This window comes from Arthrobacter sp. 2MCAF14 (genome assembly GCF_052115645.1).
GTDB lineage: Bacteria > Actinomycetota > Actinomycetes > Actinomycetales > Micrococcaceae > Arthrobacter.
In genome coordinates this window covers 1-12,904 of record NZ_JBFRHB010000009.1, presented here as the reverse complement: position 1 = coordinate 12,904, position 12,904 = coordinate 1, and the positions used below count along the sequence as shown (strand labels likewise).

Here is a 12,904-nt window from a genome sequence, read left to right as displayed (position 1 = left end):
GAAAGGAACACCACACATGACCATCACCGAGAATGAAGCCGTAAGCGACGTCACCAAGCTTGAGCGCCTCAAGGTCCTCAACAACGGAGAGAAGGTCTCCCTGACCTTCTCCGACGCAGAGTTTGAGCGGCGCCTTGCCGGTCTTCGCCGGATCATGGCCGAAAAGGAACTGGACGCCGTTGTCCTGACCAGCTACCACTCCATCAAGTACTACTCTGACTTCCTGTTCACCTACTTCGGCCGTTCCTACGCCATGGTGGTCACGGCCGACGACACCGTCACAGTCACAGCCAACATCGACGCAGGAATGCCGTGGCGCCGCAGTTATGGAGACAACCTGGTCTACACGGACTGGCGCCGGGACAACTACATCTTCGGCATCCAGGAAGTACTGCGCACCTGTGGGATCAACGTCCGGCGCCTGGGTGTTGAGGACGACTCCCTTCCACTGGACAACCGCAACAAGATCCAGGCCGCCTTCTCCGGCGCGACCCTTGTGGATGTGGCCCAAGCCGCCATGCGCCAGCGCATGATCAAGTCTGCCGAAGAGATCGAGGTCATCAAGCACGGTGCCCGCATCGGCGACCTTGGCGGCGAGGCGATCCGCAACGCCATCACGGCCGGAATCACCGAGTACGAGGTGGCCCTGATCGGAACCGAAGCCATGGTCCACGAGATCGCCCGGACGTTCCCGGATTCCGAGATCCGCGATACCTGGGTGTGGTTCCAGTCCGGGATCAACACGGACGGCGCCCACAACTGGGCAACCACCCGCAAGATCCAGGAACACGACATCCTGTCGCTGAACTGCTTCCCCATGACCTCGGGCTACTACACGGCTTTGGAGCGCACCCTGTTCTACGGCGAACCCGATGCCCGCTCCCTGGAACTGTGGAACATCAACGTGGACGTGCACAAGCGCGGCCTGGAGCTCATCAAGCCCGGCGCCGTCTGCAAGGACATCGCCGCGGAACTCAACGAGATCTATGTTTCGCATGGACTGCTCGCCAACCGAACCTTCGGCTACGGACACTCCTTCGGAGTCCTCTCGCACTACTACGGCCGCGAAGCCGGACTTGAGCTGCGCGAAGACATCGACACGGTCCTCGAGCCAGGAATGGTGGTCTCCATGGAACCAATGATCACGGTCCTCGACGGCCAGCCGGGTGCCGGCGGGTACCGGGAACACGACATCCTGGTGGTCGGTGAAGACGCTGCCGAGAACATCACCAAGTTCCCGTTCGGCCCGGAGTACAACATCATCGGCGCCTAACACCCACCTCCAATGGACATGCCCAGCCTTGCGCCCGAGCAATGGACATATGACTCACATGCTCATTGCTTTAGGCCAAGGCTGGGCATGTCCCAATTAAAAGAGCCATATAGTGACCATCATGACCCCAGCAGAACCGCGTGCAGAACGGCGTGCAGAACCGCGCGCAACCACGAGCGAAACCCCGGCCAACGGCGATTCCAAAGGCGCTTCGGTACTCGAGAACGCCATTGCCGTGCTCCGCAGCTTCACCGCCGAGGAACCCTTGCTGGGAGTCACCGAGATCGCCGGCAGGATCGGCTTGCACAAGAGCACCGTGTCCCGGATCCTGGCAACCTTCGAACAGGAACACCTGGTGGAACGCGACCCCGAATCCCGACGATTCCGGCTGGGCCTGGGGATGATCGCCCTTGCCGGCCCGCTCCTTGCCGAGCTGGAAGAGCGCCGGGTTGCCTATCCCGTGCTGCGCGAACTGAGCGAACGGACGGGCGAGACGAGCGCCCTCATGGTGTGGAACGGGAGCGAATCCATGTGCGTGGAGCAAATCGCCAGCCGTCACCAGGTCAAGCACCTCGCTCCGTTGGGTGCCCGCTATAACGAGGCGCTCAGCTCCTCGGTGCAGGTCTTCCTTGCCGCCGAAGACGCCGACCGCGTGCGCAAGCTCTTGCGAAGCGGCTCCATTACATTGCCCGGGATCGACGACGAAGCACTCGAGGCCTACCTGCTTCGGCTCCGGGAGTCTGTGGAGCGGGGCTGGGCCTTCAATTTCGGCGAAACGTCCATCGAAGAAGTCGGCGTTGCCTCCCCCGTCTTTGACCACCGTGGAGACATCGTGGCCTCCGTCCTGATCCCCGCGCCAAAGTTCCGGGTCTCGCAGGACACGCTCGCCAGCCTCGGCGAGGCCTGCCAAGATGCGGCCCGCAAAATCACCACGCGTCTGGGCGGCCGCGCCCCGCACTAACCCGACACCACGGTTACCCCCACCGGACATGCCCAGTTCTGGACTCCAGAGATGGACATGTTCACTAATCATCCGCGGGACATGCCCAGCCCCAAGCCCCAGCAGCGGACATAACGCTCTCACTCCAAGGTGGGTGGGCCGCGCAGTTAGCCCGCGACGACGGCGAGCGCCTCCTCGACAGTGTCCACCAGGAAGATCCGGCCCTCCATCACTTTCCCCGCAGCGAGGCTCTGCAACATGGGCCACGCGGGATACTTGTGCTCCCAGTGGTCACGCCCCACGAGCACCATGGGTGTGACGGTTTCCGGGGCGCCGTAGAAGTTCTCGCACGCGTCCTGGAAGATTTCCTGCACGGTGCCGGCGGAGCCCGGAAGGAAGAGGATTCCGCCGTTGCATAGCTCGAGCAGGATCGCTTCGCGCATGGAGTTGGCGAAGTACTTGGCGATGTGGGTGGCGAAGAGGTTGGGCGGCTCGTGCCCGTAAAACCAGGTGGGAATGCCCAGCGACGTCGTCCCGCTCGGGTGGTGCCCGACGACGGCGGCCGCCGTCCGCGCCCAGGCCGTCACCGAGGGACGGAAACCCGGCACCGCCGCGAGCGATTGCAGCGCCACGGCGAAGTCGGCGTCGGGCTGTCCGCTCAAGTAGGCGCCCAAATTGGCAGCTTCCATGGCACCGGGCCCTCCCCCGGTGGCTACCGTGAATCCGGACAGTGCCAAGAGCCGACCCAGCCGCGCCGCGTCATCGAAGTCCGTCGTTCCGCGTTGCGCGACGTGCCCGCCCATGACTCCCACGATCTTGTTTCCCGCGAAATCCCCGTTGCCCAGGAGCTCGTCCAGGGCATCCCCGATGGCGTGGTCGTGCAGCGCGGCGGCGAGGGTAGCGTCCAGGCTGGTCCGCTGCCCCGGCATGATGCTCCAGTGGTAGACCTGGGCGTCCAGCGTGGCTTCATACTCCGTGGAGTCAATGTCCTCGTACAGTTCGGCGGCGCTGTAGAGGCTGCCCCGGTAGGGGTTGAACGGCACGCCGCGCAGTTTGGGAAAGATGAGCGCGCCGCGGCTGCGCAGGGAGTCCTCGACGCCGTCGTCGAAGGTACAGCCGAGGAAGATGGCGCCTTGCGGATCGACCCTCTCCAGGTCCCCGCGTCGGCCTCGCAGGTCCAGCGACTGGGCGTGCCATCCGTGCATCGTTGCGGCCCCGGAGCCCAGAAGCCTGTCGAAATGGGCCACGCTCTCAATGTCGAGTGTGCGGGGACTAGGAGTCAGGGCGCGGGACGGATTCATGGCATCAGCGTATGCCCGCGGTTCCCGTTGCGCAGGAGTCGGCCGGCCAGTGCATCATGGAGCATGCAGACTTCCGAACAGCAAAGCAGCTTAAGGCCCCGGATCGGCATACCTGTCCGCCTCAGCGGCTCCGAAACCGCGGATCCTCGCGTGGGAGAGGCGAATGAACTCTTCGACTTCATCGTCGAACTAGTGCGCGACGCCGGCGCGGAGCCCGTGCTGCTGGACGCTTCCTTTACCGACGAAGCCGGTCCGCTGGCCGCGGAGCTCCGTTCCCTCAACGGGGTCCTGCTGCCCGGCGGCGGAGACCTGGATCCGCGACTCTACGGTGAGGAAGCAACTGACGCCTGCTACGACGTCAACCCCGACCAGGATCGCCTGGACTTGGCGGTCGCCCGGGGATCGCTCGACGCCGGTTTGCCCACCCTCGGCATCTGCCGCGGCCACCAACTCCTCAACGTGGTCTATGGCGGGACGCTCATCCAGGACATGCACCCATCGCTAGTGGAGCACAACGGCCTGACCCCGGCGGAAGGTGGGCTCAGCGCCTGGGCGTGGCACGACGTCGAACTTTCACCGGATTCCAAGGTGGCCGGACTCTATGGTTCACGGAACTCGGTGCGGATCGCCTCAGGGCATCACCAGGCTGTGGCCCGGGTAGGCGACGGCTTGGTGGTGACGGCGGTCGCGGAGGACGGGACTGTGGAGGCCCTCGAGGATCCGCAGCGCTGGGTGGCATCCGTGCAATGGCATCCCGAGGCCTCGCAGCTGCCTGAGGAGGAACGGCTCGCGCCGTTCAAGGCATTCGTGGAGGTCTGCAGGACGCTGCGTCCTGTGGGGTGATCGAGCGGCCGGTCCGCCTGCCGGAATCAATTTCCCGCGCCCGTGAACCTGACCGCTCCGGAATTCGTCTCATCAATGTGGCAAACACATTCGCGCCACCGGACACGAGAAGCGGGGAACCAATCATGAGAAACAGCCCCAAAGCCATGATGGTCATCGTAGGAGCGACCGCCCTGATCGCCGTGAGCGGTTGCGGGGCGTCCGGAACCGGCTACCAGGGCTCATCGTCGAGCCCACCTTCCGCCGCGTCGTCGACTGCCCCGCCGTCCGGGACCTCGCAATCGCTCACCATCACCATCAAGGACTTCGGCTATCAAGGACCTGTATCGGTCAGCCCGGGCGCCAAAATCACCGTGAAGAACGAGGACGCCCAGGCCCACACTGTCACCTCTGACGATGGAAAAGCCTTCGACGCCGCCGTCGACGGCGGGGGCGGAACAGCCCAGTTCACCGCGCCCACCACACCGGGCAGCTACCCCTACCACTGCGCATACCACTCCAATATGCACGGAACCCTGGTCGTGAAATGAGCACGTGGGAAATGAGGACAGTCAAATGAGCACTCGTGAAGCGGCCCGCCGCAAGCCAATGAGCGGCAGGCCCAAGGACATCCTGTTGCGAGTGCTCGTGGCGGCAGCCCTGGTAATCGACGCCCTGGTGCACTTCGATCTTGCCTCCGGCTACCAGTTGGGTGCCCCTGGCGGAATCGGGGAAGGCAACCTGTTCCGCCTTGAGGCCGCGGCCGCAATCCTTGTCGCCCTGTATGTCCTGATCCGAGGCAGTCGACCGGCCTACGCGGCGGCAGTGGTCGTCGCTGGAAGCGCCTTCATTGCGGTCCTCCTCTACCGCTATGTCGACATACCTGCCATAGGTCCACTCCCGTCCATGTACGAGCCCGTATGGTTTTTCGAGAAGTCCCTCAGCGCAGTCGCCGAGGGACTGGGCGCCGTCCTGGCGGGGGTCGGTTACCTCAAGCAACGCGGCAGCGCCCGCCGACGCCGCCGCTGAAGGCGCCCGACGCCGGAAGACGCACCGGCCGCCGAAAGGCGGCCGCCGCTGAGAGCGCCGAGGTATGGTTCTGATGTCTGGACATGTCCCAAACAAGGGCCCCAAACAAGCGCCCTGAAACGGCACAATAGACGCGCCTCCGGCACCCTTGACCCCCACAATGCTCCTGCTATCATCAGTAAAGCAGTATGTCCTATCAAGCGAACATGAGCGGACATGCTTGCAACTTCCGGGACAGTCCCGGAATGCGAGGGAGCATGCAATGGCGAATCAACTTGGCCTCACTATCGACCGTTCTTCCCCGGTGCCTTTGTATCATCAGGTGGTCCAAGGCATCGAGGCCGCCATCCACAGCGGAGTGCTGGAGCCCGGCAGCCGCTTGGACAACGAAATAGACCTCGCCGCCCAGCTCAACCTGTCCCGGCCCACCATGCGCAAGGCCATGGACGAACTCGTCCGCTCGGGCCTGTTGGTACGCAAGCGCGGCGTCGGCACACAGGTGGTGTCGAGCCAGGTCCGCCGGCCCCTGGAGCTCTCCAGCCTCTACGACGACCTGAGCAACAACGGCAAGAAGCCCACAACGCAGGTCCTCAGCTTCTCGCACATGGAAGCCGACGCAGCCACGCTGACCGCCCTCCAGCTTCCGGCCGGTTCCAAGGTCTACCACTTCACCCGCCTGCGCAAGGTGGGCGGCAAGCCGCTGGCGCTCATGGAGAACTGGGTCCGCGACGACATCACCACCATGGACGAGTCCATGCTCCAGGCAGAGGGCCTCTACGCCATCCTCCGCCGCGGCGGAGTCAACTTCCGCCTCGCCTCCCAGCGGATCGGCGCCATGATCGCCAACGACTACCAGGCACCGCTCTTGGAGGCGGAGGTCGGCTCGGCTTTGGTCACCATGGAGCGCACCGCCGTCGACGACACCGGACGCATGGTGGAAACCGGCCACCACGTGTACCGGGCCGATTCCTACAGCTTTGAAATGACACTCGTACAGCGCTAACGCAAGGACATAACTTCATGGCCAACTGGGTCTATCCACTGGGAACTGCCAACGACGGCGATTGGGACATCTCGCTCGGAACTTCCGATTCCGCCTTGACCGTGGACGGTTGGGCCCACACCGGGCTCAAGGTCGCCACGCTCGCCGCGGGCGCCGCCGTCGAGCTCCCCGCCGCAGCCGAAGAGCGGATCATCGTGCCGCTCAACGGCGCCTTTACGGTGACGGTCGACGACGTCGAGTATCCCCTTGCGGGGCGGGCGTCGGTTTTCCATGGCCCCAGCGATGTCCTGTATTCCGGCACGAATGCTGCGGTCACCATCAGTTCCCCCGACGGCGGCCGCGTCGCCGTTGCGACCGCCCCGGCCAACGCGTCGTACCCCACCAGGCTAGTGACCGCCGCGGAAGCCCCGGTTGAGCTGCGCGGAGCAGGCAATTGCTCCCGCCAGGTCCACAACTTCGGCACCCCAGCGGCCCTCGAGGCAGATCGTTTCATCGTCTGCGAAGTACTCACCCCTGCGGGCAACTGGTCCTCCTATCCCCCGCACAAACATGACGAGGAAAAGGACGGCGAAACGCAGCTCGAGGAGATCTACTACTTCGAGACCCGGGTAGCTGAAGGCTCGGGCGCCCCTGAAGACGCCGACGCGATCGGCTACCAGCGCGTCTACGCCTCCGATGACCGTCCGATCGATGTGGCCGCAGAGGTTCGCACGGGCGACGTCGTCCTTGTTCCCTACGGCTGGCACGGCCCCGCCATGGCCGCTCCCGGCTACGACTTGTATTACCTGAACGTCATGGCAGGCCCGGGACCGGTGCGCGAATGGCTCATCAGCGACGACCCCCACCACGGGTGGGTGCGGCAGAGCTGGGATGGACAGGACATCGACCCCCGCTTACCGTTCGGCGCCTAAGGCGTTCGCACACCCAACTAGCTAGCAGTTGTTGTCGTTCTGGGCCGTCAAAACGACAACAACTGCGAGTCAGATTGGGGCCTGTAATCGCCTGACTGGCCTAAGCCGTCACCAGGTCCACTTTGACCGGGACCCCGCTTGCCAGCGATTCCTGCGCGGCATCCGCCACGCGGGAAGCCGCGACGGCGTCCTCCGGGGTGCACGGGTTTTCCCGCTGGCCCAGGACCAGCTCAACGAAGGCCGCCATTTCCGAACGGTAGGCCTGGTCGAAGCGTTCGGCGAAGGTCTTGTGGGGTTCTCCGTACGGGAAGGCTACGCCGGCCTCGGCTGATTCCATGGCCGTCTTGTCGTCCAGGCCAACCATGAGGGAACGCTCGGAGCCTTGGATTTCGAGGCGGACGTCATGCCCTGCACCGTTGTAGCGGGTTGCCGAGACTGTGCCAACAGTCCCGTCGTCGAACGTGATCAAAGCCAAGGCCGTGTCCACATCGCCCACATCTCCGATGGCGGGATCGCCATTGTTGGAACCCTTGGCATAGACCTCCACGATCTCGCGGCCAGTCAGCCAGCGCAGGATGTCGAAGTCGTGGACGGAGCAATCGCGGAACAGCCCGCCGGACGTTGCCAGGAACTCCACGGGCGGCGGCGCCATGTCGCAGGTTACTGCGCGCAGCGAGTGGATCCAGCCGAGCTCCCCCGATTGGTAAGCGCGCTTGGCCTCGAGGTAACCGGCATCGAAGCGACGCTGGTGGCCGATCTGCACTACCCCATCGTTGGCACGGATATGTTCCAGGACAGGCAGCGAATCGGCCACATTCATGGCCACGGGCTTCTCGCAGAACACCGGGATACCGGCGTCCACCCCAGCTCGGATCAGTTCCGGGTGCGTGCCCGTACCGGTCGCGATGACCAGCCCATCCACTCCGGAAGCGATCAAAGCCTCTACCGACGGCAGGAATTGAGCGCCGAGACCGGCTGCCACCTTGCGGGCATGGTCTTCGGCCACATCCGTGAGCCGCAACTCCACATTGATGCCCTGCGCATTCAGTTCCCCGTTGAGGGCGGCGATGTTGCTGGCGTGCATCACGCCGATCCGCCCTACGCCAACCAGCCCGAGAACGACGTCCTTCACAGTGCTACCTCCGTTGAAAATGCAGATGCGCCCCGGGATGGGTCAGCGTCAACCGTGAACGCCCGGCGGAACGCCTCAAGCGCCGCCATGTCGTCGCCGCTGGCCCATGCCTCCATGCCGACGGTGCCTTCATAGCCCGCAGTCACGAGCGCCCGAGCCACAGCCGAGTAGTTGATTTCACCGGTGCCGGGTTCGCAGCGGCCGGGGACGTCCGCCACCTGGATCTCGCCGATGTGCGGCAGGGCGGTGCGAACCAGCTCAATGAGGTTCCCCTCCCCCAATTGTGCGTGGTACAGGTCCAGCATCATCTTCACGTTGGGGTGTCCCGCCGCCTCCACGAGCGCCAAAGTGTCCTTGGCGCGGGCCAGCGGAATTCCCGGGTGATCCAGCACGGTGTTGAGGTTTTCGAGGCAGAACGTCACTCCGTGCTTTTCCCCGAGCGCTCCAAGGCGCTCCAAGGTCCGGGCACCCGTGATCCACATACTGCCGTTGGACCGGAAGACGGGACGGGCCGCTTTGCCATCGATCAGCTCGGCCGAGTGCACCACCATGCGGCTGACGCCGAGTTCCAAAGCGGTCGGAATCAGCGTCTCAGCCGTCCTCACCACGTCATCGGCGGTGTCGGCGTCAACCAGGCTCCCGGAGGTGTACCCGGTCATGGAGGAAAAGACCGCGCCGCTCGCCTTGAGTGCCGCGATGTCCTTGCTCCTCGAGTCCCAGAGTTCGACGTCGAATCCGGCCTCATGGATCCAACGCACCCGTTCGATGAACGGCACTTCGGTAAAGACCATTTCGGCGCAAACAGCCAGCCGCATCAGACACCGGCCTTGCTGTTGCTCGACACGGCGGGGACCGCCACCGGTCCGCCTTGCTGGACCGACTCGATGCAGGCCAAAGCCATCGCGAGGGCGCGGCGCGCATCCGCGGCTCCCGGGGTGAGCGTGAAAGCGCCCGACGGCGGCTGCGTGCCATCGCGGCGCGCGCGGACTGCCGCCGCGAAGTCCACGAGTTCGTCGGTGTAGGCGTCGCGGAACAGTTCCACATTGAGCCTCGGAGTTTCGGCGGAAAGGCCCTCTGCCGTGTACCTCAAGGCAGCCGTTTCAGTGGACCGTCCGGCCTGAACCATGCCCTTGGAGCCAAAGACTTCGCCCCTGACGTCGTAGCCGTAAAGAGCACTGAAGTTGGCTTCCGCCACAGCCAAGGCTCCGTTGCTGTAGCGGATGGTGACGACAGCCGTGTCCAGGAATCCTTGGTCACGCAGGCCCGGTTCCACCAAGGCGTCCGCGACGGCGTAGACCTCCACCGGCTCGGCACCTTCGTTGAACCAGTTCAGGGTATCGAAGTCGTGGATGAGGGTTTCCAGGAAGATCGTCCAGGCCGGAATCCTGGCTGCATGTCCGATGCTCCCGGTACCCGGGTCCCTCGTCAACGAGCGCAAGAGCTGCGGCTCCCCCACAATTCCTTCGGCCAGGTCCTTCTTGGCGGCCTGGAAGTCGGTGGCGTAACGGCGGTTGAAGCCGATCTGGAAATGTACCCCTGCTGCTTCGACGGCGAGGAGCGCGGCGTCGAGCTCTTCGAGGCTCTGCGCGGCAGGCTTCTCGCAAAACACGTGCTTGCCAGCGGCTGCGGCCTGGGCGATCAGGGAAGCGTGGAAACGCGCCGGGCTGGCAATGATGACGGCATCGATGTCGGGATCCGCCATGATGTCCGCGGCGTCGGCGGTGACCTTCGTCGTACCAAGCTGGGCAGCCACGGACGCTGCAGAGTCCACGTTGGGATCGGCGACGGCGGCCAGGACCGCACCGGGAACCCTGCGAGCTATGCTTTCGCCGTGGAACGCTCCCATCCAGCCGGAGCCTATGAGGCCAAGCCGCACCGGCGTGGGGAGACTGGAGGAGTGCTGTTCGATGTAGGCCATGGGCCTGTCCTTTCGATAGTCAGTACAACAATTGCTTAGGCGGCGTTGCCTTCGCCCGGGAATTCAATGCCCACTTGGCGGCGGATCTCGTCCGCAACTTCCATCGTCCGGATGGAAGAGGCCAAGGGACGTTGTCGGGTTTCGGTCTCACCGGCGGCGATGGCGCGGGCCACCGCTGCGGCTTCGTAGTGCAAGCCTTCCAAATGCCCGCCCGCCGCTTCGTTGTGACGAAGCCGCGTGCCATCCGGGAACCGGATCTCGAAAGCACCGGGCATATTGAAGGGGCCGTCGATGGTCAACGTGGCCTCGGAGCCAACGATCGTTGCCGCGGTCGGAGTGAAGTTGTGCAGGTGCGTATTCATGACGGCCTGGCTTCCGCCGGGGAATTGCATGATGGCGGAGAGCTGGGCATTGACACCCGATTCGTGGGGCTCGCCGAAAGCGCTCAAGCGTTCCGGGGCGCCGAGGATCTCTGTGATCAGGGCCAGCGGGTAGGTGCCCAGGTCCAGCAATGGCCCACCAGCCAGTGCTGGGTCGAAGATTCGGTGGCTGCGTTCGAAGTGCTCGCCGTATTCCGCCAGGACGGTTGTCACAGTACCCAGCATCCCGGCGTCGAGCACTTGCCGGATCACGTCGAACTTCGGAAGGAAGAAGCTCCACATGGCCTCGGCGGCGAAAACGCCGGCTGCCTTGGCCCGCGCGGCGATATCCCGGGCCTGCGCAGCATTCAGGCCGATCGGTTTCTCGATCAGGACGTGTTTGCCGGCGTCGATGGCGAGCACAGCAGCCGCGTGGTGGAAGTTGTGTGGAGTGCACACGTACACGACGTCGATGTCCGGAGCCGCGGCCAGCTCTTCGTAGCTCCCATAGGCGGCAGGTACGCCGAAGGCATCCGCGAAAGCTTTGGACCGGTCCAAAGAGCGGGAGCCGACGGCGGCAATCACTTGCGTTGAATGGGCCTGCACCGATTCCGTAAAGCGTTCGGCAATCCAACCCAGGCCCATGATCCCCCAGCGCAACGCGGGAGCGTCACGGGAATCCGGCACCCTTGATTTTGGAAGACCAGACACCGGAAGACTGGATGACACCATCAGTAGACCACTTTCGTGTAGGCTCCGTCGCTGTGGAGCGAGCGGATCATCGCTTGTGCCAGCTGCGACGCGCGCAGGCCATCCTCACCCGTGGCGAGCGGCGCAGGCTCTCCCTTTTCCAGGGCTGAAATCCAGGCCTGAAGTTGCAAGCGGTAAGCGTCGGCGAAGCGTGGACGCCAGTCGGCGGGGATTTCGGAACTGCGCCTCCCCTCCTGCCGGACATCGAGGGCAGCCGGATCCGGGAGTGCCGTGGTGCCGAACTCTGACACGACCTCGCACCGGGTGGTGTAGCCGTACTGCGCGTTGAGGAAGAGTTCGAGGGTGGCCAGGGTGCCGTCGGCCGCGCGCAGGAGCATGAAGGCGGGATCCCGCAGGTCACCGGTGCTGTGCCGGGAACTCCGCCCCGCTTGCCAGGACACCTCAGTGATAGGCGAATCCAGCAGCCAGGGGATGATGTCGAGCTCGTGGATGGCGGAATTGGTGATGGCGGATTCCGAGCTCGCGCCCGGTCCCGCGGACGCCGTCCGGCTAGTGCAGTGGACCTGCAAAGGCTCGCCTTGAGTGCGTTCCCGGGTGGCTTCGCGCAGGGCGACATAGCCGGGATCGAAGCGCCTCATGAAGCCCATCGACAACAGCCGGGCACCCGTCGCGGCCAGGAGGTCGGCTTCGGCCTCCACCACTTCGCGGCTTTCGAGGAGCGTAGGAGCCAGGGGCTTTTCGCACAGTACCGGGGTCATCGCTTCGAAGCATTCCAGCACCAGTCCCGCGTGGGTGGAGTCATGAGAAGCGACGACGACGGCGTCAACGTCGCTGGAGTTGATCAGCTCGGAAGGGTCGGTGGTGATGCGTGCGGACGGCGGCGCCGCGGCTGCCGCACGTCCGGCGTCGAGGTCTGCAACGAAGGTGACTTCGGCCCCGCTGATGGTGGTGGAGAGGTTCCTGATGTGGTCTGCGCCCATAACACCGGCGCCGATAAGGCCAACCCGGATCGGCATACTGTCTTCCCGTCTCTTACTTTGTGCACATTCCCGCGGTGGCATGGCGAGCGGGGGCCCATCCGGTTTTCCGGCGGACCCCCGTCTCCGTCCGCGCTGTCTCCCGGCGCGCTAGGCGTGCCGTGGGCTGCTTTCCTTTGAATCGTCAGCAGCGCCGGCGACGTCAGTAACGTCAGCGACTTCAGCTACCCCGGCGACTTCGGCTTGGACTTCCTTGACGACGTCGGAGTGTCCGCCGAGTTGTTCGAGTTCGTGGGCGAGTTCGGCCAGTTCCGCGCCGCCGGCCATCTGGGCGGTGAGTTCGTCCAGGGTGATGTCCTTCTTGTCGTAGTAGCCGATGGACTTGCCGCGCTTGAGCAGCAGGAACCGGTCACCGACCGGGAAGGCGTGGTGCGGGTTGTGCGTAATGAAGATGACGCCCAGGCCGCGGTCGCGGGCCTGCAGGATGTACCGGAGCACGACGCCGGACTGCTTGACACCCAGGGCGGC

The 12,904-nt window shown here is 64.5% G+C and carries 13 protein-coding genes and 1 pseudogene; 7 read left to right on the top strand and 7 right to left on the bottom strand.

Annotated features, from left to right (window positions below; genetic code table 11):
* Window positions 1–16 precede the first annotated feature (16 nt).
* Window positions 17–1,273 carry an aminopeptidase P family protein gene (locus tag AB4074_RS08655; protein WP_441413022.1) on the top strand — a complete coding sequence of 419 codons (1,257 nt, stop codon included), beginning with the start codon at window positions 17–19 and terminating at the stop codon, window positions 1,271–1,273.
* A gap of 121 nt (window positions 1,274–1,394) precedes the next feature.
* Window positions 1,395–2,234, top strand: coding sequence for an IclR family transcriptional regulator (locus AB4074_RS08650; RefSeq protein WP_441413021.1), 840 nt, complete (start codon window positions 1,395–1,397; stop codon window positions 2,232–2,234).
* Between the two features lie 146 nt (window positions 2,235–2,380).
* Here AB4074_RS08650 and AB4074_RS08645 read toward each other — a convergent pair whose 3' ends face one another.
* Window positions 2,381–3,514 carry an LOG family protein gene (locus AB4074_RS08645; protein WP_441413020.1) on the bottom strand — a complete coding sequence of 378 codons (1,134 nt, stop codon included), beginning with the start codon at window positions 3,512–3,514 and terminating at the stop codon, window positions 2,381–2,383.
* A gap of 63 nt (window positions 3,515–3,577) precedes the next feature.
* On the opposite strand from AB4074_RS08645, the gene AB4074_RS08640 reads away from it, so the two are divergent.
* The 5 genes from AB4074_RS08640 to iolB all read left to right on the top strand — a co-directional run bounded on the left by AB4074_RS08640 (window position 3,578) and on the right by iolB (window position 7,279).
* Window positions 3,578–4,357, top strand: a complete 780-nt coding sequence (locus AB4074_RS08640; RefSeq protein WP_437772638.1) for a gamma-glutamyl-gamma-aminobutyrate hydrolase family protein — start codon at window positions 3,578–3,580, stop codon at window positions 4,355–4,357.
* 125 nt (window positions 4,358–4,482) lie between these two features.
* Window positions 4,483–4,887: a cupredoxin domain-containing protein gene (locus AB4074_RS08635; protein ID WP_441413019.1), complete on the top strand. Its 405-nt coding sequence runs from the start codon at window positions 4,483–4,485 to the stop codon at window positions 4,885–4,887.
* Between the two features lie 25 nt (window positions 4,888–4,912).
* Window positions 4,913–5,365 carry a hypothetical protein gene (locus AB4074_RS08630; protein WP_441413018.1) on the top strand — a complete coding sequence of 151 codons (453 nt, stop codon included), beginning with the start codon at window positions 4,913–4,915 and terminating at the stop codon, window positions 5,363–5,365.
* A gap of 262 nt (window positions 5,366–5,627) precedes the next feature.
* The gene (locus AB4074_RS08625) at window positions 5,628–6,368 is read left to right on the top strand and encodes a GntR family transcriptional regulator (RefSeq protein ID WP_441413017.1); all 741 of its coding nucleotides are present in this window, start codon (window positions 5,628–5,630) and stop codon (window positions 6,366–6,368) included.
* A 17-nt stretch (window positions 6,369–6,385) separates the two neighbouring features.
* Window positions 6,386–7,279 (top strand): 5-deoxy-glucuronate isomerase, encoded by an 894-nt coding sequence (iolB, locus tag AB4074_RS08620; protein ID WP_441413016.1) that lies wholly within the window; start codon window positions 6,386–6,388, stop codon window positions 7,277–7,279.
* A 100-nt stretch (window positions 7,280–7,379) separates the two neighbouring features.
* Here the strand turns inward: iolB and AB4074_RS08615 are convergent, their stop codons facing one another.
* The 6 genes and pseudogenes from AB4074_RS08615 to AB4074_RS08590 form a co-directional block, all read right to left on the bottom strand.
* Complete coding sequence (locus AB4074_RS08615) at window positions 7,380–8,411, bottom strand: Gfo/Idh/MocA family protein (RefSeq protein ID WP_441413015.1); 1,032 nt, start codon at window positions 8,409–8,411, stop codon at window positions 7,380–7,382.
* Window positions 8,408–9,226, bottom strand: coding sequence for a TIM barrel protein (locus AB4074_RS08610; RefSeq protein WP_441413014.1), 819 nt, complete (start codon window positions 9,224–9,226; stop codon window positions 8,408–8,410). The genes AB4074_RS08615 and AB4074_RS08610 overlap by 4 nt, the downstream gene beginning before the upstream one ends.
* A complete protein-coding gene (locus tag AB4074_RS08605) occupies window positions 9,226–10,329 on the bottom strand; it encodes a Gfo/Idh/MocA family oxidoreductase (protein ID WP_441413013.1) in 1,104 nt (367 codons plus the stop codon). The genes AB4074_RS08610 and AB4074_RS08605 overlap by 1 nt, the downstream gene beginning before the upstream one ends.
* Window positions 10,330–10,364: 35 nt before the next feature.
* Window positions 10,365–11,375: a Gfo/Idh/MocA family protein gene (locus tag AB4074_RS08600; protein ID WP_441413012.1), complete on the bottom strand. Its 1,011-nt coding sequence runs from the start codon at window positions 11,373–11,375 to the stop codon at window positions 10,365–10,367.
* A 44-nt stretch (window positions 11,376–11,419) separates the two neighbouring features.
* Window positions 11,420–12,415, bottom strand: a complete 996-nt coding sequence (locus tag AB4074_RS08595; protein ID WP_441413011.1) for a Gfo/Idh/MocA family oxidoreductase — start codon at window positions 12,413–12,415, stop codon at window positions 11,420–11,422.
* 111 nt (window positions 12,416–12,526) lie between these two features.
* Window positions 12,527–12,904 (bottom strand): annotated as a pseudogene (locus AB4074_RS08590) (sugar ABC transporter ATP-binding protein); the annotation flags it as partial.

What these genes read in the sequence shown, in the direction of transcription:
- AB4074_RS08635 (WP_441413019.1), top strand. Translation starts at nt 4,483, where the DNA reads ATGAGAAACAGCCCCAAAGCCATGATGGTCATCGTAGGAGCGACCGCC.
- AB4074_RS08625 (WP_441413017.1), top strand. Translation starts at nt 5,628, where the DNA reads ATGGCGAATCAACTTGGCCTCACTATCGACCGTTCTTCCCCGGTGCCT.
- AB4074_RS08610 (WP_441413014.1), bottom strand. Translation starts at nt 9,226, where the DNA reads ATGCGGCTGGCTGTTTGCGCCGAAATGGTCTTTACCGAAGTGCCGTTC.
- AB4074_RS08605 (WP_441413013.1), bottom strand. Translation starts at nt 10,329, where the DNA reads ATGGCCTACATCGAACAGCACTCCTCCAGTCTCCCCACGCCGGTGCGG.
- AB4074_RS08645 (WP_441413020.1), bottom strand. Translation starts at nt 3,514, where the DNA reads ATGAATCCGTCCCGCGCCCTGACTCCTAGTCCCCGCACACTCGACATT.
- AB4074_RS08595 (WP_441413011.1), bottom strand. Translation starts at nt 12,415, where the DNA reads ATGCCGATCCGGGTTGGCCTTATCGGCGCCGGTGTTATGGGCGCAGAC.
- iolB (WP_441413016.1), top strand. Translation starts at nt 6,386, where the DNA reads ATGGCCAACTGGGTCTATCCACTGGGAACTGCCAACGACGGCGATTGG.
- AB4074_RS08650 (WP_441413021.1), top strand. Translation starts at nt 1,395, where the DNA reads ATGACCCCAGCAGAACCGCGTGCAGAACGGCGTGCAGAACCGCGCGCA.
- AB4074_RS08630 (WP_441413018.1), top strand. Translation starts at nt 4,913, where the DNA reads ATGAGCACTCGTGAAGCGGCCCGCCGCAAGCCAATGAGCGGCAGGCCC.
- AB4074_RS08655 (WP_441413022.1), top strand. Translation starts at nt 17, where the DNA reads ATGACCATCACCGAGAATGAAGCCGTAAGCGACGTCACCAAGCTTGAG.
- AB4074_RS08640 (WP_437772638.1), top strand. Translation starts at nt 3,578, where the DNA reads ATGCAGACTTCCGAACAGCAAAGCAGCTTAAGGCCCCGGATCGGCATA.